Consider the following 21635-nt stretch of genomic DNA (forward strand, 5'->3'; position numbering starts at 1 on the left):
AGTAGATCCGGAGGAGCCTGAGAGGATCCGGAGAGCGCTCAGCGCCAGGCGGCTGGGAGCATCCTGCGCGGCAGCAGGTTGAGGATCCGGACGGCGAGTCCCATCGTGCGTGGCGCCCAGACGATCGTCTGACCGCTGCGCACCGCGCCCGCGACCCGTCGGGCGACACGGTCCGGCGTGGTTGCGAGCGGCGGCTTCGACTGGCCGGCCGTCATCCGGGTCGCGACGAAACCCGGGCGTACGACGAGGATCCGTACGCCGGACTCCGCGGCCTGGCGCGCGAGCAGAACGGCCGTCGAGTCGGCGAGCTGTTTGCCCAGCGAGTACGCCGCGATCGACTGCCTCGGCCTGATCGCGGCAGCCGACGACAACAGCACGATCTGCTCAGGTCCGCGCTGCACCAACGCTCGCAGCAACAGTGCGACGGACAGACCATTCACGACGATGCCGTCGGCGAACGACTCCTCAGTCATCGTGCCGACTGCCACCACCGCGAGGCCGAGTGGATGGTCCGCGCAGGCGTGCTCGAGCATCCCGTCGATCTCGTCGGCCCGCAGGCAGGCGTCGTACTGCGCCGTCGTCACGGAGTAGCCGAGGTCGCGGAGCTTCTCGGCGTTCCACCACAGCTCGCTACTCGGCCGTCCCGCCAGCACAACCCGCCGCGGCGGTGGCCCGAGCAGCTCGGTCAGTACGGCGATGCCGATCTCCGACGAACCGCCGACGAGCAAGGCGGTCCCGTCGGTCATCGCAGCAGGCCCAGGCGCTCGGCCAGGGCGGACGTCCAGCGGCGATCCGGGTCCAGGCGGGCCTGCGTGCGTTGCCAGACCGGCAGCCGTGGATACATGACCGGGATGAGGTCCGGGTCGCTGAGGGCGTCCTTCGCGAGGTAGACCCGGCCGCCGGCGGCCGCGACCAGCTTGTCGATCGACCGTAACGCGTCCGGGTCGTGCAACCAGCGCGCCGGCAGGTCGACGGCCAACGTCCAGCCGGGAATCGGGAACGACAACAGCCCGCCGGACCCGCGGCCGAGATTCTTCAGGGTCGCCAGCGCCGGCGCGATCCGGTGCGTCGCCAGGTAGCCCAGCACCTCCCCCACAACGTGCCCCTCCTCCGGCGGAACGGCGAACTGGTACTGGATCAATCCCGCACGCCCGAACGCCGCCGGCCAGGACTCGGCCCGATCGAGGGGGCAGAGCGCCGAATGCAGCGGAACCAGTTGACGCCCGGCCCGGCTCAGGTGCCACCGGGCCGCCGACGCGGCCCGAATCGTTGCCCTCGACATCAATCCCGGCCCGGGCAGAGAGCGGATCGGCCGGGCCGCCGTGCTTCGTCCGCGGCGTTCCGGGAACGGCGGGACAGCGGCGGGGAGATCTGTACTGGTGGCCGGGTGGAACTCGTCGATGAGGGCGCGGCCGAGGGAGGTGCCGGTCGAGTGGACGTCCAGCCAGGCGACGACGTGGTGATCGGGGTCGGCTTCCTGGTGCGTGGCCAGGGTTCGGAGGACGGACAGGGTGTCGCGCAGGGACTCGGTCCGGTGGCGCTCGCGGACGGCCCAGCCGGTCTCGACGCGGTGGAGTTGGATGGCCGCCTGCAGGATGACGCCGGTCAGGCCCATGCCGCCGATCGTCGACCAGAAGGCGTCGGCGTCCTGGCCGGGCGACAGTTGGGTGGGCACGCCGTCCGAGCGGAGCAATGCGAGCCACCGGACGTGCCGGCCGAATGATCCCGCACCCGGATGGTTCTTACCGTGCACATCGGACGCGATCGCTCCGCCAACAGTGATCCACTCGGTGCCGGGCATCACCGGGAGCAGCCATCCGAGCGGCAGCGCCTGCTCCGCGATCTCCTTGAGCAGTACGCCGGCTTCCACCACGATCACCCCGTTGCCTTGGTCGAACGAGATGATCCGGTCGCGCGCAGTCATATCGAGCACGACCCCCTGACCGGGCAGCGCCGCGTCGCCATAGCTCTTGCCGGCGCCGCGGATCGTCACCTCGGGCTCGGCCAGTACTGCGTCGACCACACCGCCCTGCGTGTCCGGCCGTCGTACCCGGGTGTGCTTGTGAGTCGTCCGCCCCCAGCCGGACAGTTCGGTCGTGCTGGAGTCGTCGGGGGTCACGATGCCGACGTTAGGGTCAGTGCACTGAGAGACACCTGAGTCTGGTACGTCGTCAGATGCTGCGGGATGACGTGCTCCCAGGTCATGGCTGGAACCGTGTCGCGGTTGTGTTGCTGGATCCGCGCGAGACGGGCGACGTCGGTGAGGAGCGCGGCGGTGGTCTCGCCCATCTCGACGTCGGAGTCGACCAGGTAGCCCTCGACTCCGTGCCGGATGAACTCGCCGACACCACCGGATGCCATCGCAACCACGGCCAGACCGGCGCAGCGCGCTTCCAGGGCGGCGACTCCGAAGGACTCCAGTCCGGCCGGCGCGAGATACACATCGGCGGCGGCGTACAACTGCTGGATCTCGAAGCGGGTCAGGCGTCCCGGCAACTCGACCCAGTCCGCGAGGCCACGACGCCGGGTCTCGGCGGCCACCGCCGCGGCTTGCGGTCCGCTGCCGACGATGACGGCTCTGACGTCCACGTCGGGTGGCACGAGGGCGCGGATCCGCTCGAAGGTACGCAGCAGGGCCAGCGGGCGCTTGCGTCGAGTGAGACGCATCGTGCTCACGATGGTCAGCGGATGCCTGCCAGGCCTGGGGGTTCGCCAGTGCGTGGGATCGATGCCGTTGTGCAGTACGTCGACCGGCCGATGGGGCAACGATCGACGCAGTACGCCGGCCACCACCTCGCTGACCGCGGTCCAGCGGGCCGGATCGACGTACCGGTCGAGGTGCGCGAGCGGCCACGGCATCGTCGGGCTGGGCAACGAATGCATGGTGATCACGGCGGCCGGTGCGACCCGCGCCGCGCGCCAGGCGAGTGGCGAGACCAGGGACGTGTGGGCGTGCACGACGTCGACCTTGTCCAGCGCCCGGCGCAGGAGATCGGTTGCTGCTGGCAACGGTATGCCGCCGAGCGCCGGCAGTCGTACGACGGGGACGTCGCCGGCCGCGGGCGGACCGTCGGTGACGGTGAAGACGGTGGCCTGATGGCCGGCGCGGATCAGCTGTCCGGCGAGGTCGTGGACCTGGAGTTCGATCCCACCGAGCCGTGGGAGGTAGCAGTCGCTGACCAGGGCGATCCTCATCCGGCGACCGCCTCCAGCTCGGCCGAGCGTGCTCGGGTCCGGTGCTGGATGCCGAACCAGATCGCCAGCGTGATGCCGCCGACCGGGATCTCCATGGCGTAGGTGAAACCGCGGAACAGGATGAGCCCGGCCGCGACGCCGGCCGGGTCGCCGCCGAGGGCGACCAGCGCGGCGGCGGTGCCCACCTCGACCACGCCGGCTGCCCCCGGGGTGATCGCGACCAGGGTCAGCAGTCGCTCGACGGCCAGCGCGGTGAAGAGCACCGGAAGGGCGAAGGAGATGCCGAGCACATGGAAGCAGAGCCAGAGCAGGGCCAGTTGCAGCGCGAGGTACGCGAGCATGCCGGCCGTCATCGGACGCCAGCCGTTGCGCATGACCCGCAGGATCGAACGACGCAACTCCGGGATCTTGCCCGCCAGCCGGCCCGGCTTGCGGCGGAGGATCTTGTCCAGTGCGGCGCCGATGCCGGCGGCGACCCGTTCGTCGGCAAGCATCCAGACGACCGCCACCACGGCGAGCGGCACCGGAAGGAAGACCAGACTCGCCGCACCGAACACCGACGCGCTGTGCAGGATCGGCACCAGCGCGAGCGCGACCGCGATCACCCCGAGTTTGGAGATCATGTTCAGCAGGGTCGTGACGGCGAGGAAGCCACCGAACGCGGACCTGCTGAACCCCCAGCGGCGCACCATCGCGAAGTTCAGGCCGGTTCCGGCCGCACCGCCGAGCGGGAGCACATTCGAGACGGCGCTGCCGGTCAGACTCAGCGTCAGGCCGCGGCGCTTCGTCAGTCCTGGCAGGGACGCGGCCAGGACGAACGAATGCGCCCACAACCCCGCGATCCAGACGACCGCGAGGACCATGACCGCACCGGCGGAAACCCGGCCGAGGACGGCTCCGACCTCGCCCCAGGTCGCACCTACCGCCCGCGGCAGCAGAACCACCAGGGCGGCGGTCGCCAGCCCGCTCAGGACTGAGGTCACGACCCGGCGGGGTGCTCTGGGCTTCATCGCACCATCGTGGAAGGCAGCTGCTGAGAGGATCCTGAGAGCGAGTCGGGCGGCCCTTGGCGGCCGTGCGATGCTCGGGAAGTGGCACATCCGCAGGACACCGACGCTGCCCGGTTCACGCTGGTGGCTTTCCACGCGCACCCGGACGACGAGGCGCTGCTGATGGGCGGCACGTTGGCCCGGCTCGCGGCGGAAGGGCATCGGGTCGTCCTGGCGGTCGCCACTGACGGCGAGGCGGGTGCGGCCGCTTCGTCGTACCGGATGGCGGGCCGGCTGGCGGCGTACCGGCGGGACGAGCTGGACAGCTCGGCGGCGGCGCTGGGGTGTGCGCGGGTCATGCGGTTCGGGTTCCCCGACTCGGGGTCGGCGGGTCCGGTGGCGGACGGTGCGTTCAGTCGTGTCCCCGTCGAGGAGGCGGCGGCGCCGTTGATCGAGCTGCTCCGGGCCGAGGGCGCCGACGCGTTGACGATCTACGATCCGGCCGGCGGCTACGGGCATCCGGACCACCAGCAGGTGTATGCGGTCGGCGTCTATGCGGCCGCACAGGCCGGTACGCCGTTGGTGCTGGAGGCAACGATCGACCGGCGGCTGATCCGGCGGCTGATCCGAGTGGTCGAGGCGATTCCCGGCGTACTGCCGGCGGTGCGGGCGGCCGACTACGACGGGGCGTACTCCCCCGCGTCGGCGATCACGCACTGTGTCGACGTCCGTGCGTATGCGGACCAGAAGCGGCAAGCGTTCCGGGCGCACGCCAGTCAGGCGAGCTCGGACGACGGTGCGCGGACGCTCGGGCTGCTGCTCAAGCTGCCGCCGCGGCTGTTCCGGCGGGTGCTCGGGCGGGAGTGGTACGTCGAGCACGGCCGGACCCCGGGACATCGCCTCGACGACGTGTTCGCGACGCTCCGATGAGTGGCTCTCAGCCCATCCTCAGCGAGCGGCGGTGAAACTGAGACCATGCGGGTGCTGATGGTGGAGGACGAGGTCCGGCTGGCCGACACGGTCCGCCGTGGTCTCACCGACGCCGGGTTCGTGGTCGAGCTGGTGCACGACGGCGAGGACGCGGTGTGGGCGGCGACGGAGAACAGCTACGACGTGATCGTGCTGGACATCATGTTGCCGAAGCTGAACGGGTACAAGGTGCTCGAGGAGTTGCGGGAGCGCGGGGTGTGGACGCCGGTGCTGATGCTGACCGCGAAGGACGGGGAGTACGACCAGACCGATGCGTTCGATCTCGGTGCGGACGACTACCTGACCAAGCCGTTCAGCTTCCTGGTCCTGATCGCCCGGTTGCGGGCGCTGATCCGGCGCGGCGGTCCGGAGCGGCCGGTGGTGCTGACCGCCGGCGACCTGGTGCTCGACCCGGCCCGGCGGCGGGTCGAACGGGCCGGGAAGGAGATCGCGCTCACGCCCCGGGAGTACGGCCTGCTCGAGTTCCTGATGCGTCACCGCGGCGACACCGTCAGCAAACTCGAGATCCTGGCCAGCGTCTGGGACCCCGCGTTCGACGGCGATCCCAACGTGGTCGAGGTCTACATCCGCTACCTCCGCCTGAAGATCGACGGCCCCTTCGGTCGGCACTCCATCGAAACCATCCGCGGCATGGGCTACCGCCTCGATCCCGAGGGCGGCTGAGGCGTGGCTGTTCGGCGTTTGGTGGTGGTCGCGCCCGGTCTCGTCATTGCGGGCGTGGGCGTCGCCGCGGTGGCCGGGCTGGCCGATTCGGTGCGCGAATCCAACGGACTGGCTGCTGACGACCCCGGGCTGGCCCACGACGTGCTCGGGCTGCGCACCGTGGAGCTGACCGACGTGGCTCGGGCCTTGACCTTCCTGGGCGACGTACCGGTCTTGATGGTGTTCACGCTGATCGCTGCCCTGGTGCTCTGGCGCGTGACCAAGAGTCGGCGGCCTGCCGTGCTGCTGCTCGTCGCGATGGCCGGCTCTGCCGCGCTCACGTACGGAATCAAGTTGCTGGTCGAGCGGCAGCGGCCGGGCGTCGGCTACGTGCTCGGCGCCGTGGACACGTCGTACTCGTTCCCGTCCGGGCACACGTTGAACTCGGCCGTGTTCTTCCTGACGATGGCCGGCTTGTTGTGGATGCTGCGGGTCGGGCTGGTGTGGCGGATTGCCGGTACGGCGATCGCCGTCCTGCTCAGCGTGGGAATCGGGCTCAGCCGGATCTATCTCGGCTACCACTGGGCGACCGACATCCTGGCCGGGTGGTTGCTGGCTGCAACCTGGCTGAGCCTGGTCGCGACCGGTGCGTACTACACGCGGCGCCCGGGAGGATGATGGGGTGCGGGAGCCTCGGTTGCCGGGAAGGAACGGTGTGTTGGCCGCGTGGCGGAGGATCGGAGTCGGGCTGCGGCGCGCCAGCGTCCGGAGCAGGTCGACCGCGGCAGCCGTCATCGTTGTCGCCGTGGCGATGGGACTCGGCGCCGCCGTACTGTTGCTGCTCCTCCAGCGCGCGCTGATCACCGGTGTGTCGGACGCGGCCGACGGGCGGCTCGCCGACGTGGCCGGCCAGGTGTCCGAGGAGGGTACGGCGGGACTCGCGCGGGACCTGACCGACGCGACCCGGCCGAGCCAGCTGATCCAGGTCCTGGACGCGTCCGGGCGGGTGGTCGCCGCCTCGTCGACGCGCGTCAACAGCAGGCCACTGACGGATCTCCGGCCCGCGTCCGGGGTGGTCCTGCGGGCCGAGGTCGGTGAGATGCCGCTGCTCGACGACGACCACGCGTACCTCATCGTCACGCAGGGAGCGTCGTACGGCGGCCAGACGTACACCGTGGTGGTCGCATCGTCGGTGCAGACCCAGCGCGACACGGTGGCCACGGTGGCGAAGTACCTGCTGATCGGGTTCCCGGTCCTGCTGATCGTGGTCGGGGTGGCGGGCTGGCTGCTGGTCGGGCAGGCGCTCGGGCCGGTGGAACGGATCCGGGCGCGCGTGCAGGGCATCGGGTCGGGAGATCTGACCGAGCGGGTGCCGGTGCCGGCGACCCGGGACGAGATCGCGCGGCTCGCGGCGACCATGAACGAGATGCTCGATCGGCTGCAGACCGGGCAGGCCATGCAGCGGCGGTTCGTGTCGGATGCGAGCCATGAACTCCGGTCGCCGCTGGCCACGCTGACGGCGGCGCTGGAGGTCATCGAAGCGGACAGCACCGGGCATGCGTGGCAGGAACTGCATCTGGTGATGGAGGCCGAGACCGAGCGGATGCGGCGGCTGGTCGAGGATCTGCTGCTGCTCGCGAAAGCGGACGACACCGGCCTGCGGATGCAGCGTACGGACGTCGACGTCGACGACCTGGTCGCGGCGGAGCTCCAGCGGTTGCGGAGTTCCGCACCGGATCTCACCGTGACGAGCGAGGTTCATCCCGTCCGCGTGGTCGGCGATCCGGCCCGGCTCAGTCAAGTGCTCAGAAACCTGGTCGACAACGCCGCGCGGGCCGCCCACACGACCGTCCACCTCACCGCGGCCGAGCAGAACGGATCAGCCGTGATCACTGTGGCCGACGACGGTGACGGTATCCCCGAGGCCGATCGCCTCCGCGTCTTCGAACGCTTCGTCCGCCTGGACACCAGCCGAGCCCGTGCCAGCGGAGGCTCCGGCCTGGGGCTGTCCATAGCTCGCGAGATCACCCGGGCCCACCAAGGCACCATCACCCTCAGCCCCTCCCCCGACGGCGGAACCACCGCGACCATCATCCTTCCCCGCTGACCACGGGTCGGAAATACCCCACCGTCGCGGACCACCCAGGGCGAAAATGAGTGGATGGATCTGTCGGTAGTGCTGGGGTTCGTGGTTGCCGTCTTCCTGGTGAGCGTCGTACCGGGACCGGACATGTTGTTCATCGTGGCCAATGCGGCGGTCGGCGGGCGCCGGGCCGGTGTGGTGGCCGCGGCCGGGATGTCGACCGGTCTGGCCGTGCACAGTGTGGCCGTCGCTGTGGGGCTCGGTGCGCTCATCCAGGCCGCACCTCAGGTGCTGAACGGCGTACGCGTCGCTGGTGCCGCGTTCCTGCTGTATCTCGCCTACCTGACCTGGCGTGCCAGCCGGCAGGAGGTCGGCGAGCCCGACGAGACGCTGGAGCTACCGAAGCGGACGCTTCGCCGGACCTATCTGATGGCGACGTTGACCAACCTGGCCAATCCGAAGGTGATTCTGTTCTATCTGGCGTTCGTGCCGCAGTTCGTCACGACCGGCGCGGGCAGCTGGCCGGCGACCACGCAGTTCCTGGTGCTCGGCGGGATCTTCATCGCCGTCGGGTTCCCGGTCGACGCCACCGTCGCGCTGGTCGCGGGCGGTCTGACCGAGCGGTTCTTCCGCGCCGGTAGCAGCGTCCGCCGCCGTCTCGAGCGCGTCACCGCCGGTATCTTCGCCGCCCTCGCCGCCCGCCTCGCCACCGACATCCACTGACGATCAGACGGACAGGACCAGCTTGCCGCGGTTCGCGCCGGTGGCCAGGCGGTCGAGGGCCACGCCGGCGTCGGAGAGCGGCAGTACGTCGGTGACGTCGATGTGGACCTTCTTGGCGGCCACGAGGTCCAGCGCGGCACGGCCGAAGCGGGTGACGAGCTCCGGACCACGGCGGGCCAGATCCCCGATGTTGAACCCGCCGACGAACTGGTTGCTCTTCCACAGCGGCCGGACCGCCAGGGTCAGATCCGGATGGTTCCCCGCGTCCCCGTACGCCGCCAGCCGGCCGAACACCGCGAGTACGCCGAGGCTGTCCGCGCGGGTCTGCCCACCGACCGAGTCCAGCACCAGGTCGACTCCGCGCCCGCCGGTGAGTTCCCGGATCTGATCCGCGAACCCGTCACGCACGACCACCTCGTCGTACCCGAACTGCCGCGCGTACGCCACTTTGTCCGCCGAACCGACCGTGCCGAACACCTTCCCCGCACCCAGCGCCTTCGCGATCTGCACCGCGACCGTGCCCACCCCGCCGGCCGCGGCATGCACGAGCACCGTGTCCCCGGCCGCCAACCGCCCGGCGCCGGCCAGCAGTCCGTACGCCGTGGTCAGCACCGTCGGCGCGCCCGCCGCCACCACGGGATCGAGATCCCCGATCGGATAGGTGAACGCGGCCGGTGCGATCGCATACTCCGCGTATCCGCCGAAGCCGGGCAGGTACGCCGTCACCTGGTCGCCGGCCGCGAGTCCGCTGACCGCCGGTCCGACCGCTGCCACGACGCCCGCCGCCTCGAGCCCAGGCACGTCGCCCTCTGGCTCCGGCTCCCCGAAGTCACCGCGCCGGTGCTGGACCTCGGCGAAGTTGACTCCGGCGTGCGAGACCCGGATGAGCACCTCACCCGCGCCCGGCTCCGGCACCGGCCGCTCCAGCTCGACGATCTCCCCGTTGATCTTCGTGAATCCGACAGCGCGCATGCCCCAACCGTCACACGCGAACAGGCCACGGCCGGCGGTGATCTCACATCCTGGCAAGGCCTGGGCGCGGTCAGATTCAGCGGCTGAGGGGTGGTGCGGGCGGGGCTGTGGGGCCAAGCTGGGGGTGTGCCCGGGCGATGGGTCGTCGTCGCCCCGACCAGCGACGAGGAGAGACTGATGAACGGCGAGAGCGGGTGGGTCCGGTGAAGGCCGCGGCGGGCGACCAGGTTGTTGTTGAGAGCACCCATCTGTCGGCGCACCGGCGGCAGGGCGAGATCGTCGAGGTGCACGACCCGAACGGCGCCCCGCCGTACCTGGTGCACTGGAGCGACACCGACACCGAGTCCCTGTTCTTCCCCGGCCCGGACGCGCACATCATCCACGCGCAGTGAAGAATCCGGTTGCCGCCTGACCTGCCATCCAGCAGGATCGCCCCATGACGCAGCCGGACACGCAACGCCCAGTCGCCCTCGTCACCGGCGTCGGCCGCACCGTCGGCATCGGCGCCGGCATCGCCCGCCGGCTCGCGGCCTCCGGATGGGACATCGCGTTCACCTACTGGACGGCGTACGACGAACGCATGGACTGGGGCGTCCAGTCCGGCGCGACGGCCGAGATCACCAAGGAGCTGACCGAGCTCGGCGCGACCGCGGTCCCGATCGAGGCGGACCTGGTGGACCCAGCGGCGCCGGAGCGGATCTTCGCCGCGGCCGAGGAGCGGCTGGGCAACGTCACGGCGTTGGTGATGTGTCACTGCGAGTCCGTCGACTCAGGCATCCTCGACACGACCATCGAGAGCTTCGACCGCCACTTCGCCGTGAACGCCCGGGCGACCTGGCTGCTGATCCGCGAGTACGGGCGCCGCTTCACCGGAGCGCCCGGCACCGGCCGGATCGTCGCGCTCACCAGCGATCACACGGTCAACAACCTCCCGTACGGCGCGAGCAAGGGCGCGCTGGACCGGATCACGCTGGCCGCCGCGCACGAGCTGTCCCACCTCGGCATCAGTGCGAACGTGATCAACCCCGGCCCGATCGACACCGGCTGGATGAACGACGACATCCGGGCCGCCGGCATCCGGGAGACCCCGCTCGCTCGCCTCGGTACGCCGGAGGACACCGCCAACCTGGTCGACTTCCTCTGCTCACCGCGCGGTCAGTGGATCAACGGCCAACTCCTCATGAGCAACGGCGGCTTCGCCTGAGCGCGGCCGGTAGAGCTCGGCCGCCCCGGCTGCGAGGGTCAGCGACAGGATGAGGAAGCCGCCGTGGAGCACCCAGGGACTGACGGGATCCTCGCGGGTGGTGACCCACAGCCCGACCTGGGACAGGGCGATCCCGACGAGGCCCAGCAGCCGCGCCCAGAGGTGCGGCAGGTAGAGCAGGCCGCCGAGCAGGAACGCGGGGAAGAAGATCATCCCCGGGCTTGCGAACATCGGCAGACACAACACGGCGAGGACGCGCCACCATCGTGACCGGCCGGTACGGCGGACGCCGCACAACAGACCGAGGACCAGACCGGAGAGCCCGGTCAGCATGAGGATCCCGACGGTCCCGGTCCAGCTGAACTCCGGTTCGGTGGAGATCAGCCGCATCCAGACCCGGGCGGCGATCCCCCAGCTCAGCCCGAGACCCAGTCCGGCCGCAGTCGTGGTCAGCACCCTTACTGTCATCTCTCCCCCTTGACGTCCATGCTGGGAGCACGGATCACTACGACAGACGAGGCACCGCCGGGCCGCGGGTGACAGCAAAAGATCTCTGATTGCGCTGTCACCCGATCCGGCGGGTCACTCGTCCGTAGGGGTGATGGGGGCTATGGATACGGCTGCGAAGCTGACCGCCGACGAGGTGCGGCCGGATGCCGACGCGCTGGTGGTCGCGTTGTTCCGGACCGAGGCCGCGCGCCTGGTCCAGCTCGCCCGGTGGTTCGTCGACGACCGGACCGCGGCCGAGGACCTGGTCCAGGAGGCGTTCCTGCGGCTGGCCCGTAACCATCACCGGATCCACGACCAGGACCGGGCGGCGGCGTACCTGCGCTCGATCGTGATCAATCTGGCCCGTGACCACAACCGCCGCGGCCTGGTCTCGCTCCGTCACCGCCTCCCGGCCGACCCGGACGACCGCTCGGCCGAGGACCACGCGACCGAGAGCGAGAGCCGGCGCGCGGTGATCGCGGCGCTGCGCGCACTGCCCCGGCGCCAGCGGGACTGCGTCGTGCTGCGCTACTACCTCGAACTGTCGATCGCCGACATCGCCGACACACTCGGCCTGTCGCCGAACTCGGTCAAGACCCATTTGCAACGCGGCCTGCGCGCGCTGAAAACCGATCTGGAGGTCCAGGGATGACCCAGCGACCCAGCACTCCCGGCGACGAGCCGACCGAGGTCGAGCGCCGCCTGTACGACGCCCTGGACCCGGCGGCGACGCGATCACCGGCACCCGACCTGTTCGATCGGGTGCTCGGCAGCATCGCCGACGACCGGGCCCGGCGGCGCCGGATCACCCGGGCCCTGGTGATCCTGGCCGGCGGCATTGTGTTGCTGGCAGCAATCATCCTGCTCTTCACGCCACGCGCGCCGAACGGTCACCTGACACTGGACTGGTGGATCCTCGAGGTGTTCACCGATGTTCTGCTGATCGGGCTGGCGTTGTGGCTCGGGCCGTTCATCAAACGGTTCGGCCGCGCCTACGCGGCGGATGTCTTCCACGACAATCCGCAGACCGGCAAGAGCTACCTCGTGCTGACCGACATCGTGTACTACCTGATCTTCACCGCCTACATCCTGTTCACGGTCAGTTTCGAACCGCGGGAGAGCTGGGGCCTCGGCGTCCTGCCCGCCCAGGTCGCCTTCGAGGCCGGCCGGATCGGCGGCATCCTGCTGATCATCGGCGTACTGCACGGCCTCAACATCGTCCTGATGCCGATCCTCGGCCGGCTCTTCTCCCTCAATCGCCGGATCTCGGGGCCCTGATCGTCGCCGCGGTGGCGCGGAGAGCCGGCCCGATCAGGCGCCGGCGACCCCGTCGATCTGCTCGCGGAGGATGTCGGCGTGGCCGCCGTGCCGGGCGTGCTCCCTGATCAGGTGCACGTAGATCCAGCGGAGTGAGACGTCGTCCACGTCTTCGCGGGACACGACGTGGTCGAGCGGCAGGCCGGCCGCGATCCGTCGCGACTCCGCGCAGGCCTCCTCGAAGGCCGCGATGATCCCGGCGACCGTCTCAGCGTCCTCGATCTGCCAACTGGCGTCGCCGCCGCGCGCGTCGCCGGCGATCTCGTCCCGCGGGCGCCCGGCGAGGATGTGCTGGAACCAGTTCCGCTCGACGGCGGCCAGGTGCTTCACCAACCCGATCGGTGTGGTCAGCGATGGCACCAGCCGGCGGCGCGCGTCCGACTCGGACAGGCCGCGGAGTTTGTCCACCGCGACCTGCCGATGCGAGTCGAGAAACGCTTCGAGTACCTCACGCTCCCCCGCCGTACGAACCAAGCTCTCCATCGGGAGACTGTATTCAGGAGCGGGTCCACTTCTGGTCGTCGGAGCCGTTGCAGGGGGCGGTGTTGACGGCTGCGCCATTGCCGGTCCCGGTGGCGGTCAGACAGAGAGTGGGGATGGCAACACTGGTGACCGTCTGGTCGGCGTTGACTTCCCAAGCCTGATTGGCGGCACCGGTGCAGGCCTCGATCGTGACCGAGGTGCCGGCGGTCATGCACTTGTCGGCGTACACGGTGAGTTGCTTGTCGGCCGTGTAGTTCCACGACTGGTTGCCGCCGTTGTTGCAGTCCCACAGGTCGAGCGCCGTACCGGGAGTCGTCGAGAAGCCGGGTACGTCGACGCACCGGCCGCTGGCCACGCCACGCAGGGGCTCACCCGGCGGAGCGGGCGGCAGGGTGTTCGTGGGCTCCTTTTTCAGCAGGCCCAAGCCCCACCACAGTTGCGCGCGACCGCTCTGGCTGTTGACCTGGAGGTCGGCCGGACCGACTTGCGTGGTCATCGAGTACGAGTCGCCGGTGCGCAGCCCCGGCCAGTAGACGATGCCCATCTTCTGTTCGTTCGCCACCTGGGTGAGCGCTCCGAGGTACGCCGTGTAAACGTTGCCCTCGTGGTTGCCGTAGTTCAGGCCGATGGTCATCGGCGAGCCGGCCTCGTCGATGATCGTGCGCCAGCCGTACGAACCGATCCGCGGCCGCAGGTTCGCCAGCCAGGCCGCCTCGGTCGTGTCGGAGGCCCAGAAGCCGTAGAAGTGCAGCGACAGCAGCGTGCCCGTCAGCTCGGGCGCCGCACCGACACCGGTGACGTTGTCGTTGTAGCCGGTGCCGGAGATGACGATCCGGCTGCGCGGAACGTTGCTGTGCCGGGCGATCCAGGACGAGGTCAGCGACACCCACTCGGTCAGCGAGTAGCCGAACGGCTCGTTCATCGGCTCGAAGTAGACGTGCGGGTTCTTGGCGTAGGCCTTCACCACCGTGTCCCACATCGCTGCGTACTGGACCGGATCGTCGACCCGGCCGTCCTTGGCGTTGTCGGCCTCCCAGTAACTGAGGATGACCTTGAAGCCGCTCGCGACCGACGCGTCGATCGCCCCGCGGTAGGAACTCCACCAGGTGGTCCCGACGCTCGACGGGTTGATCGGCAGGCGGATCGTGTTGGCCTTGAGCTCGTTGCGGAACTCGCCCACGATCCCGGTCGCCTTCCGGTACGTCGTCCCGTAGTCGTCCGTCGTACTCAGTCCGGACGGGACCACCTCGTCGTCGGCGTAGTTGTCCCGCGGATCGGCCCAGTTCACTCCCCGGAAGTCGTTGGTCCCGGCCGGGCCGCCCGCCTGCGCGGCGGCGGGTGCGGCCGGCGTCGCGGTCGGTGACGCCTCGGCCTGGATGGTGATGGCAGCTGCGATGGCGGTGGCAGCGAGCGCTGCGGCGGCAATACGGCGAACTGTTGATCTCACGCGGCGATGTTCACGTAGACATCTGGGACCGTCAATGCCTTGTGTTTGCGTCAACATCAGATGTGACCGGCATCACATCATGACGACGAACTCCAGGTCGAGCCACTGCGCGAGGTCGCGGAGTTCGCGGTGGACGGCGGTGCCGAGCGACTTCGGGAACGGCGCGTCCTCGTGGATCGCGTCGACCCGGAAGACGCCGGCCTTGCGGTCCGACGTGGCGTCGACCTTCCCGACCAGGCGGTCGCCGTGCAGGATCGGGAGCGCGAAATAGCCCCACTTGCGGTTGGCGACCGGCTTGTACATCTCCAGCTGGTAGTCGAACTCGAACAGCTCGGTCATCCGCTTCCGGTCGTACACCAATCGGTCCAGTGGCGAGAGCAGCGCCGTACGTCCGGAGAAGGGCCGGTCGAGCAGCTCCGGGTCGACGCGCCACTCACCGCGGACACCGTCGACGACGGCCGGCTCGCCCGCGACGCCGCCATCGAGCGGCTCGCCCGGGCACGCAGGGCCCTTCGCCCGCAGGATGCCCATCGAGCGCAGTCGCTGCTCGTCCCGGATCTGCCGGGCCTTCTCGACCTGGACCAGCGGCTCGTCGGGATACACCCGCGAAGCCAGGTCCCACAGGCGGTCGCGACCGTCGCGGCCCGCGATCGCCACCTCGCCGCGCTGCATCATGAACTCGAGCAGTTGTGAAACGTTCCGGTTGTTGGTCCAGCCGCTCGACCTCCACGGCACGACGCAGGTGTCCGGCAGGTCGCGCATCAGCAACGGGCCGTCCTGACGCAGCCGCTCGAGGATGTCGAGCCGGCAGCCTTCGTTCGCCTGGACCCAGTCGCGGCGGTACACCTGGTCGTCGAGCAGCTTCCCATCCGGCCTCCTGCCGGCCGGCCACTCCGCCATCTCGGCCCGGAACAGCGCCAGACTCTGCGGCAGCCGCACGAACCCGCGCAGCTCCAGCAGCTCCTGCGTCGCCAGCGCGTCGGCCAATTCGCGCACGTCGTACGACGATCCGAGCCGGCTCCACGCGACGAGATCGGCATTGGGCGCAACGTGGGCGGTCTGATCCAGCTGCAGCACGTTGAGCCCCTCGACCACCTCGAACAGCCCGGCCGGCCGCTCACTCGTCAGCAGTTGCGCCCGGACCGCAAGGCGCCGCGCGTCGCGCCGGGACAGCTGATGGACAGTCATACCGCGAGGCTAAGCCACGCCCAGGACAGTTCGCGGCCGCCGGGACGGTTGTCCAACTACTCCGCGTGATGCGAGACTGAGGGCCAACCGAGCAGGTGGGGACCTGGGAGCTCGGCGGTGCAGGGGGTCATCGTGGCGGTGCGTGGTCGGGCGCTTATGCCCTTTGCGGTCTTGATCGCGACGGTCGCCGTCGCGGGTTGTTCGAGTGCGGAGGGCGCGGACTCCGGCGACGGTACGGTCGGGACCCCGTCGATCGTCATCCCGCGCACCCCCACCGCGGTCCTCAAGCCGGCGACGGACTGCTCGCAGTCCACCGAGCCGCTCGAACCGGAGTCCCAGATGGACGGGGTGCGGCTCGACGCCAGCACCGACCCGACCCACACGTCGCTGCTGTTGCAGAACACCGGCAGCCTGTCGGTCATCGTCGTACCGGATGCGAGCTTCGCGTCCCGGCTGGTCACGGCGCCCTACGCGAATCCGACCGACCAGGCGTCGAAGGCGGCGCTGAACGCGGTGACCAACAGCGGCCCCCTCGGCCCTGATCGCGGGCTGCCGGCGTACGTACCGGCGACGCAGGTGTTCATCGTGCCGCCGCAGTGGGCGGTCTGCGCGCTCACCGACGACATCCGCGAGGCCGCCGGCGTGCGCTACCTGCGGGACAAGGTGTCGAGTGCGGAGTACTTCGTCGCGAAGGGGCTGGCCGATCAGCTGCTCTCACGGTTCCAGTCGAACAAGGCCAGGCCGACGCTGATCCGGTGCGTGAAGAACACTCTGCAACTGCTGAGGGCGCATCCCGACCTGGCGGACGTCGAGCTGTACGCCGAGATCCTCGGCGCGGAGTCCACCTGCCGGGCCGGCTACAAGGAACTGCTCGGCCACGACGAGCGCGCCACCGAACGAACCGGTACCACTGTCCTGAACGTGCTCGAGCGGACCCCGCGCCTGCTCGAGACCACCAGGCTCTTCGAAGCGCTGGCGCACGCCTGACCAGGGTCCGCTCCGGGTGCGATCAGGGTGAACTCCACTGCACCGGACCCCATCGGGCCCGGACACTGGATGCAGAGACCCAATAGCACTCGGAGGACACAGACATGATCGGCTTCATCATCGCCGGACTCATCATCGGAGCGCTGGCCCGGCTCTTCACGCCCGGCAAGCAGAAGCTCGGTCTGCTCGCCACGCTGCTGCTCGGACTGGCCGGCTCCGTGATCGGTGGCACGATCGCGAGCCTGCTCGGCACCGGCGGCATCTTCGAGCTGAACGTGCTCGGCTTCATCGTCGCCGTGATCTCCTCGGTGCTGCTGGTCGGCACCGCGGAGTCGCTGTCGGCCCGCAACCAGCTGACGTCGCGCAACAAGAAGTGAGCCCCGGCTAGAGGTCCCGCTCGTTGCTCGCCATCGCGGCCCGCGGTTCGCGGCCGGGTGGCTGCGGCGGGCGGGGCAGCAACGGCGTGCGCTTGTCCAGCGTCCGGATCACCGGCTTGTCCGCGGTGACGGTGATGTCCTCCCCCGCGTGCCGGATTGTCACCTGAGCGCCCTCGCCGTCGTGCACCGAGTACTTCACCGACACCGGATCGATCTCCACCTTCAGCCGGACCCCACGCCAGCGGATCGCGAAGTTCAGCCCGGACAGGCCTTGGGGCAGCGCGGGATCGAAACACAGACAACCCTCCCGGTCCCGCAGGCCACCGAAGCCGGCGACCAGGGCACTCCAGGCACCGCCGAGCGACGCCATGTGCAGACCGTCGCCGGTGTTGTGGTGCAGATTCCGCATGTCGATCAGCGCCGCCTCGTAGGCGTAGTCGTAGGCCAGGTCCAGGTGACCGACCTCCGCCGCCATCACGGCCTGCACACACGCGGACAACGACGAATCCCGGACCGTCAGCCGCTCGTAGTAGTCGAAGTTCCGCGCCTTCTCCTCCGGCGTGAACGCGTCGCCGCACCAGTACGTGGCCAGCATCAGGTCGGCCTGCTTGACCACCTGCATGCGGTACAGCTGGAAGTACGCCGCATGCAGCATCAGCGGGTACTTGTCCTTGTACGCCTCGAAGTCCCACACGGCGTTCCCGGTGAAACCCTCCGACTGCGGGTGTACGCCGAGATCCTCGTCGTACGGCACATACACAGCGGCGGCGGCGTCGCGCCAGGCGGCCTCCTCCTCCGCGTCGACATCGAGCTCGCGGGCCGTGGCCGGCAGCCGGGCCGCGGTCTCCGCCGCCGAGCGCAGGTTGCGCGCCGCCATCAGGTTGGTGAAGACGTTGTCATCGGCAACAGCGCTGTACTCGTCGGGTCCGGTCACGCCCGGCAGATGCCAGCGGCCGTTGCGGTCGTGGTGGCCCAGTGAGATCCACAGCCGGGCCGTCTCGACCAGCAGTTCGAGCCCGACCTCCTCGAGGAACTGATCGTCGGCGGTGGCCCGGTGGTAGCGCATCACCGCCTCGGCGATGTCCGCGTTGATGTGGAAGGCCGCCGTACCGGCAGGCCAGTAGCCAGAGCACTCCTGACCGCGGATCGTCCGCCACGGGAAGGCCGCGCCGCGCAGCCCCAGCACCTCGGCCCGTTCGCGAGCCAACGGCAGGATCGAGTGCCGCCAGCGCAACGCATCCGCGGCAGCGTCGGGCATCGTGTAGGTCAGGACCGGCAGCACGAAGCCCTCGGTGTCCCAGAACGTGTGACCGTCGTACCCGGCGCCGGTCAGGCCCTTCGACGGGATGGCCCGCCGCTCGGCCCGGGCACCGGCCTGCAGGATGTGGAACAGCGCGAAGCGCACGGCCTGCTGCAACTCCGGATGGCCATGCACCTCCACATCGGCGCCGTCCCAGAAGTCGTCCAGGAACTCGGTCTGCTGGGCGGTCAGCCCGTCCCAGCCGGAGAAGCGCGCACTCGCCAACGCAGCCGCGACCTGGTCCCGGACTGCGGTCTCCGACCGCAGGCTGGACCAGCCATAGGCCAGGTACTTCACCACGCGCAGACTCTCGCCGGGCTGGAGCTGGCAGATCACCGTCGACCGGGCCCAGTCCTCGCGGACATCCAGGTCCATCGCGTAGCGCACCGAGGTGTCCACCTCGTGGCTCATCGCGGCCGCCATCAACTGCCGGCTGCGCGTCGTCCGGTGGATCAGGACGACGCCGTTCTCCCCGCCGTCGTGGCTGACCGGCTTCAACGGGTTGTCCAGTACGGCGGCCACCCGCGGATCGTCGGACAGCTTCGGCTGGGTCTCGTTCGCGACCAGCTCGGACTGGATCACGAACCGCGCGGGCTGGTCCACCGGCTCGACGATGTACTCGATCGCGGCGACCGCCCGCTGGGTCAGCGACACCATCCGGCGGCTGCGGACCCGGATCCGCTTGCCACCGGGCGAGGTCCAGTCCACGTCGCGCTGCAGGATGCCGGTGCGGAAGTCCAGCGACCGCTCGTGTTTGGTCAGGTAGCCGTAGCGGACGTCGAACGGCGAGTCGTCCACCAGCAACCGGATCAGCTTGCCGTTGGTGACGTCGACCAGGGTCTGACCGGACTCGGGGTAGCCGTAGCCGGCTTCGGCGTACGGGAGGGGTCGCTGCTCGTAGAACGAGTTCAGGTAGGTGCCGGGGATCGCGTACGGCTCGCCTTCGTCGAGGTTGCCGCGCAGCCCGATGTGACCGTTCGACAAGGCGAACAACGACTCCGACTGAGCCAGCTTGTCGAGCGCGAGCCGGGTCTCCCGCAACCGCCACGGCTCGATCGGATGATGCCCGCGGTCGATCATTCACCCTCCAGCAGTTCGGCCAGGTCGCGGACCACGACATCGGCACCGTGGATCTTCAGCTCGTCGGCCTGTCCGACGCGGTCGACACCTATGACATGCCCGAAGTGTCCGGACCGGCCGGCCGACACGCCGACCAGGGCGTCCTCGAACACGGCCGCCTCGGACGGGTCGATCCCGAAGCCCTTGGCCGCGGCCAGGAACGTGTCCGGCGCGGGCTTCCCCCGCAGCCCTTCGGTCCTGATCGTCACGCCGTCGACGACCTGCTCGACGTACTGCGCGAGTCCGGTGACATCCAGTACTTCGTGGGTGTTCGCACTCGACGACACCACGGCTCGCCGGAGTCCGGCCTGGACGGCGGCCTGCAGGTAGCGCCGGGAACCCTCGAACACGTGCACGCCCTCGGTCCGGATCCGCCGCTGGACCGCCACGTTCTTCCGGTTGCCGAGGCCGTTCACCGTCATCGCGGTCGGTGGATCGTCCGGCGTACCGTCGGGCAGCCTGATCCCGCGCGCGGTCAGGAAGTCCCGCACCCCGTTGGCCCGCGGCTTGCCGTCGACGTAGGCGTCGTACTCCTTGCGCGCGTCGAAGGGCACGAACGGGATTCCCTGCCGCTGCGCGTAGGCACGGAGGAACTCGTCGAACATCTCTTTCCACGCGGCGGCATGAACGGCGGCGGTGTCGGTGAGCACACCATCCAGGTCGAACAAGCAGGCCCGGATCCCCGTGGGTAGTCCCAGCAGCATGTCCCCAGACTAGGCCGTGCCTCAGGTCGTCAATCGGTCCGGGAGTCCGAACGCCGGGAAACGGGAGTAGCCGAAGGTCATGATCTCGACGACCTTGCCGTCGCTGACCCGGAGCACGTCGAGCTTGAAGGCCCGGTACACCGTGTCCCCGGGCCGCAGCAGGTACGACGCCGCGGCCGGCAACCGGTTCGCCGACGTCGGCACCAGCCGCCACTCGCCGTCCCGATCCGGACCGAACGCCCGCTCGAACAGTGGCAGGACGGCGGCGAGGCCGTCGAAGGTCAGCGGGTTCGGCGGCATCGACACGCGCAGGTCCTCGGCCGCGATCGCGATCGCCGCCGCGGCGTCACACCGCTCATGCGCGTCGATGAACCGATCCAGCACGTCGCGCTCCTCGGCGGTCGGCCGCGGCGCACTCCAGTCGGTACGACGAGCCGGCAACCGCTGCTGCATCGTCGCCCGCGCCCGCTGCAGTGCGGAGTTCGCCGCAGCCACACTGGTCTCGAGCAGTACGGCGGTCTCCGCAGCCGACCACCCGAGCACGTCCCGCGCGATCAGGGCTGCCCGCTGACGCGCGGGCAATGCCTGCAGCGCGATCAGGAACGCCAGCTCGATCGTCTCCCGATCCACCGCGACGGCATCCGGCTCGTCGGCGGGTGCCGCGATCTCGTCGAGCATCCGGTCCGGGTACGGCTGTAACCACGAGACCTCCCCGGGTGCCGCCGTACGCCGGGTGTGCCGTCGTACGACGTCCAGACAGACGTTGGTCGCGATCCGGTACAGCCACGCGCGGAAGTAGGTCCGCCCGTCGTACCTGTCCCGTCCGCGCCAGGCCCGCAGCAGCGTCTCCTGCACGGCGTCCTCCGCGTCGTCGAACGACGCCAGCATCCGGTAACAGTGCACATGCAGCTCGCGCCGGTGCCGTCCGGCGAGGTCGGCGAACGCGGACTCGTCACCCGCGAACGCCAACTCCTCCAGCGTGCTCACTTGGTCTTCCCGACCTCCTGGACCGTCCAGCCGTTGCCGTCCGGGTCCGAGAAGCTGAGGAAGGTCTCGTAGTCACTCCGGTTCGGACTCAGACCGGTCTGCTGTCCTTCGGCGGTGAAGTGGAACGGCTCGCTGACCTCGACCCCGCGCTCGACCAGCTCGGCCCGGGCCGCCTCGATGTCGTTCACCACCAGGTGCGTGCCCTGGTAGGTCCCGGGCGCCGCCTTCGTCAGCCCGATGCCGATCGTGATCGAGCACGCCGACCCCGGCGGGGTGAGCTGCACCACGCGGAACGACTCCCCGACACTGTGGTCGACGTCCTCGTGGAACCCGAGCTGGTCGGTGTAGAACTTCTTCGCCCGGTCCACATCCGTTACCGGGACGATGACGAGTTCGAGTTTCCAGTCCATTGACGGCCTCCTGCGGTCGGGTCGGTCTC

The 21635-nt window shown here is 69.7% G+C and carries 24 protein-coding genes; 11 read left to right on the forward strand and 13 right to left on the reverse strand.

Features of this window, described 5'->3' with window-relative positions; genetic code table 11:
• Positions 1-38: 38 nt before the first annotated feature.
• The 4 genes from OG558_RS38845 to OG558_RS38860 are packed head-to-tail and all read right to left on the reverse strand — an operon-like array spanning position 39 to position 4205.
• Positions 39-746, reverse strand: a complete 708-nt coding sequence (locus OG558_RS38845) for an SDR family NAD(P)-dependent oxidoreductase (RefSeq protein ID WP_329478545.1) — start codon at positions 744-746, stop codon at positions 39-41.
• Complete coding sequence (locus OG558_RS38850) at positions 743-2119, reverse strand: FAD-dependent oxidoreductase (protein WP_405067479.1); 1377 nt, start codon at positions 2117-2119, stop codon at positions 743-745. Before OG558_RS38850 ends, OG558_RS38845 begins: the two co-directional genes overlap by 4 nt.
• Positions 2116-3195: a glycosyltransferase family 4 protein gene (locus OG558_RS38855; RefSeq protein ID WP_405067480.1), complete on the reverse strand. Its 1080-nt coding sequence runs from the start codon at positions 3193-3195 to the stop codon at positions 2116-2118. The genes OG558_RS38850 and OG558_RS38855 overlap by 4 nt, the downstream gene beginning before the upstream one ends.
• Positions 3192-4205: a lysylphosphatidylglycerol synthase domain-containing protein gene (locus OG558_RS38860; RefSeq protein WP_405067481.1), complete on the reverse strand. Its 1014-nt coding sequence runs from the start codon at positions 4203-4205 to the stop codon at positions 3192-3194. The genes OG558_RS38855 and OG558_RS38860 overlap by 4 nt, the downstream gene beginning before the upstream one ends.
• Positions 4206-4286: 81 nt before the next feature.
• Here OG558_RS38860 and OG558_RS38865 point away from each other — a divergent pair, with 81 nt between their 5' ends.
• The 5 genes from OG558_RS38865 to OG558_RS38885 all read left to right on the forward strand — a co-directional run bounded on the left by OG558_RS38865 (position 4287) and on the right by OG558_RS38885 (position 8622).
• Entirely contained in the window at positions 4287-5114 is an 828-nt protein-coding gene (locus tag OG558_RS38865; RefSeq protein WP_405067482.1) for a PIG-L deacetylase family protein, read from the forward strand.
• 45 nt (positions 5115-5159) lie between these two features.
• The gene (locus tag OG558_RS38870; RefSeq protein ID WP_329478550.1) at positions 5160-5837 is read left to right on the forward strand and encodes a response regulator transcription factor; all 678 of its coding nucleotides are present in this window, start codon (positions 5160-5162) and stop codon (positions 5835-5837) included.
• Positions 5838-5840: 3 nt separating this feature from the next.
• Positions 5841-6494 (forward strand): phosphatase PAP2 family protein, encoded by a 654-nt coding sequence (locus OG558_RS38875; protein ID WP_329478551.1) that lies wholly within the window; start codon positions 5841-5843, stop codon positions 6492-6494.
• Positions 6495-6627: 133 nt separating this feature from the next.
• On the forward strand, positions 6628-7923 hold the full coding sequence (locus OG558_RS38880; RefSeq protein ID WP_405072274.1) for a sensor histidine kinase: 1296 nt from the start codon (positions 6628-6630) through the stop codon (positions 7921-7923).
• A 54-nt stretch (positions 7924-7977) separates the two neighbouring features.
• Complete coding sequence (locus OG558_RS38885) at positions 7978-8622, forward strand: LysE family translocator (RefSeq protein ID WP_405067483.1); 645 nt, start codon at positions 7978-7980, stop codon at positions 8620-8622.
• Between the two features lie 3 nt (positions 8623-8625).
• Here OG558_RS38885 and OG558_RS38890 read toward each other — a convergent pair whose 3' ends face one another.
• Positions 8626-9594, reverse strand: coding sequence for a zinc-binding alcohol dehydrogenase family protein (locus OG558_RS38890; protein ID WP_405067484.1), 969 nt, complete (start codon positions 9592-9594; stop codon positions 8626-8628).
• Between the two features lie 203 nt (positions 9595-9797).
• On the opposite strand from OG558_RS38890, the gene OG558_RS38895 reads away from it, so the two are divergent.
• Both OG558_RS38895 and OG558_RS38900 read left to right on the forward strand, forming a co-directional pair.
• Positions 9798-9986 carry a DUF1918 domain-containing protein gene (locus OG558_RS38895; RefSeq protein WP_329478556.1) on the forward strand — a complete coding sequence of 63 codons (189 nt, stop codon included), beginning with the start codon at positions 9798-9800 and terminating at the stop codon, positions 9984-9986.
• Positions 9987-10030: 44 nt separating this feature from the next.
• Positions 10031-10798, forward strand: coding sequence for an SDR family oxidoreductase (locus tag OG558_RS38900; protein ID WP_405067485.1), 768 nt, complete (start codon positions 10031-10033; stop codon positions 10796-10798).
• On the opposite strand, the gene OG558_RS38905 is transcribed toward OG558_RS38900, so the two are convergent.
• Positions 10739-11266, reverse strand: coding sequence for a hypothetical protein (locus OG558_RS38905; RefSeq protein ID WP_405067486.1), 528 nt, complete (start codon positions 11264-11266; stop codon positions 10739-10741). The two genes, OG558_RS38900 and OG558_RS38905, sit on opposite strands and share 60 nt — an antisense overlap.
• A 142-nt stretch (positions 11267-11408) precedes the next feature.
• On the opposite strand from OG558_RS38905, the gene OG558_RS38910 reads away from it, so the two are divergent.
• Positions 11409-11939 carry an RNA polymerase sigma factor gene (locus tag OG558_RS38910; protein ID WP_405067487.1) on the forward strand — a complete coding sequence of 177 codons (531 nt, stop codon included), beginning with the start codon at positions 11409-11411 and terminating at the stop codon, positions 11937-11939.
• Positions 11936-12565 carry a hypothetical protein gene (locus OG558_RS38915; RefSeq protein ID WP_405067488.1) on the forward strand — a complete coding sequence of 210 codons (630 nt, stop codon included), beginning with the start codon at positions 11936-11938 and terminating at the stop codon, positions 12563-12565. The genes OG558_RS38910 and OG558_RS38915 overlap by 4 nt, the downstream gene beginning before the upstream one ends.
• 33 nt (positions 12566-12598) lie before the next feature.
• Here OG558_RS38915 and OG558_RS38920 read toward each other — a convergent pair whose 3' ends face one another.
• The 3 genes from OG558_RS38920 to OG558_RS38930 form a co-directional block, all read right to left on the reverse strand.
• On the reverse strand, positions 12599-13087 hold the full coding sequence (locus OG558_RS38920) for a DinB family protein (protein WP_405067489.1): 489 nt from the start codon (positions 13085-13087) through the stop codon (positions 12599-12601).
• 13 nt (positions 13088-13100) lie between these two features.
• Positions 13101-14534, reverse strand: coding sequence for a ricin-type beta-trefoil lectin domain protein (locus tag OG558_RS38925; protein ID WP_405067490.1), 1434 nt, complete (start codon positions 14532-14534; stop codon positions 13101-13103).
• A gap of 72 nt (positions 14535-14606) precedes the next feature.
• Positions 14607-15722, reverse strand: coding sequence for a DNA glycosylase AlkZ-like family protein (locus OG558_RS38930; protein WP_405067491.1), 1116 nt, complete (start codon positions 15720-15722; stop codon positions 14607-14609).
• Positions 15723-15878: 156 nt separating this feature from the next.
• On the opposite strand from OG558_RS38930, the gene OG558_RS38935 reads away from it, so the two are divergent.
• Both OG558_RS38935 and OG558_RS38940 read left to right on the forward strand, forming a co-directional pair.
• The gene (locus OG558_RS38935) at positions 15879-16709 is read left to right on the forward strand and encodes a hypothetical protein (protein ID WP_405067492.1); all 831 of its coding nucleotides are present in this window, start codon (positions 15879-15881) and stop codon (positions 16707-16709) included.
• Between the two features lie 104 nt (positions 16710-16813).
• Positions 16814-17086, forward strand: coding sequence for a hypothetical protein (locus OG558_RS38940; RefSeq protein WP_329478569.1), 273 nt, complete (start codon positions 16814-16816; stop codon positions 17084-17086).
• A gap of 7 nt (positions 17087-17093) precedes the next feature.
• Here the strand turns inward: OG558_RS38940 and OG558_RS38945 are convergent, their stop codons facing one another.
• The 4 genes from OG558_RS38945 to OG558_RS38960 are packed head-to-tail and all read right to left on the reverse strand — an operon-like array spanning position 17094 to position 21606.
• A complete protein-coding gene (locus tag OG558_RS38945; RefSeq protein WP_329478570.1) occupies positions 17094-19466 on the reverse strand; it encodes a glycoside hydrolase family 65 protein in 2373 nt (790 codons plus the stop codon).
• A complete protein-coding gene (locus tag OG558_RS38950; RefSeq protein WP_405067493.1) occupies positions 19463-20209 on the reverse strand; it encodes a beta-phosphoglucomutase family hydrolase in 747 nt (248 codons plus the stop codon). The genes OG558_RS38945 and OG558_RS38950 overlap by 4 nt, the downstream gene beginning before the upstream one ends.
• A gap of 21 nt (positions 20210-20230) precedes the next feature.
• Entirely contained in the window at positions 20231-21196 is a 966-nt protein-coding gene (locus tag OG558_RS38955) for an RNA polymerase subunit sigma-70 (protein WP_405067494.1), read from the reverse strand.
• Entirely contained in the window at positions 21193-21606 is a 414-nt protein-coding gene (locus tag OG558_RS38960) for a VOC family protein (protein ID WP_329478578.1), read from the reverse strand. The genes OG558_RS38955 and OG558_RS38960 overlap by 4 nt, the downstream gene beginning before the upstream one ends.
• Positions 21607-21635: the final 29 nt, after the last annotated feature.

It is taken from the genome of Kribbella sp. NBC_01510, from assembly GCF_045040325.1.
Lineage (GTDB): Bacteria > Actinomycetota > Actinomycetes > Propionibacteriales > Kribbellaceae > Kribbella.

Coding starts and splice junctions, on each gene's coding strand:
- OG558_RS38845 (WP_329478545.1), bottom strand. CDS start 746: ATGACCGACGGGACCGCCTTGCTCGTCGGCGGTTCGTCGGAGATCGGC.
- OG558_RS38855 (WP_405067480.1), bottom strand. CDS start 3,195: ATGAGGATCGCCCTGGTCAGCGACTGCTACCTCCCACGGCTCGGTGGG.
- OG558_RS38860 (WP_405067481.1), bottom strand. CDS start 4,205: ATGAAGCCCAGAGCACCCCGCCGGGTCGTGACCTCAGTCCTGAGCGGG.
- OG558_RS38870 (WP_329478550.1), top strand. CDS start 5,160: ATGCGGGTGCTGATGGTGGAGGACGAGGTCCGGCTGGCCGACACGGTC.
- OG558_RS38880 (WP_405072274.1), top strand. CDS start 6,628: ATGGGACTCGGCGCCGCCGTACTGTTGCTGCTCCTCCAGCGCGCGCTG.
- OG558_RS38885 (WP_405067483.1), top strand. CDS start 7,978: ATGGATCTGTCGGTAGTGCTGGGGTTCGTGGTTGCCGTCTTCCTGGTG.
- OG558_RS38890 (WP_405067484.1), bottom strand. CDS start 9,594: ATGCGCGCTGTCGGATTCACGAAGATCAACGGGGAGATCGTCGAGCTG.
- OG558_RS38900 (WP_405067485.1), top strand. CDS start 10,031: ATGACGCAGCCGGACACGCAACGCCCAGTCGCCCTCGTCACCGGCGTC.
- OG558_RS38905 (WP_405067486.1), bottom strand. CDS start 11,266: ATGACAGTAAGGGTGCTGACCACGACTGCGGCCGGACTGGGTCTCGGG.
- OG558_RS38910 (WP_405067487.1), top strand. CDS start 11,409: ATGGATACGGCTGCGAAGCTGACCGCCGACGAGGTGCGGCCGGATGCC.
- OG558_RS38915 (WP_405067488.1), top strand. CDS start 11,936: ATGACCCAGCGACCCAGCACTCCCGGCGACGAGCCGACCGAGGTCGAG.
- OG558_RS38920 (WP_405067489.1), bottom strand. CDS start 13,087: ATGGAGAGCTTGGTTCGTACGGCGGGGGAGCGTGAGGTACTCGAAGCG.
- OG558_RS38930 (WP_405067491.1), bottom strand. CDS start 15,722: ATGACTGTCCATCAGCTGTCCCGGCGCGACGCGCGGCGCCTTGCGGTC.
- OG558_RS38935 (WP_405067492.1), top strand. CDS start 15,879: ATGCCCTTTGCGGTCTTGATCGCGACGGTCGCCGTCGCGGGTTGTTCG.
- OG558_RS38940 (WP_329478569.1), top strand. CDS start 16,814: ATGATCGGCTTCATCATCGCCGGACTCATCATCGGAGCGCTGGCCCGG.
- OG558_RS38945 (WP_329478570.1), bottom strand. CDS start 19,466: ATGATCGACCGCGGGCATCATCCGATCGAGCCGTGGCGGTTGCGGGAG.
- OG558_RS38950 (WP_405067493.1), bottom strand. CDS start 20,209: ATGCTGCTGGGACTACCCACGGGGATCCGGGCCTGCTTGTTCGACCTG.
- OG558_RS38960 (WP_329478578.1), bottom strand. CDS start 21,606: ATGGACTGGAAACTCGAACTCGTCATCGTCCCGGTAACGGATGTGGAC.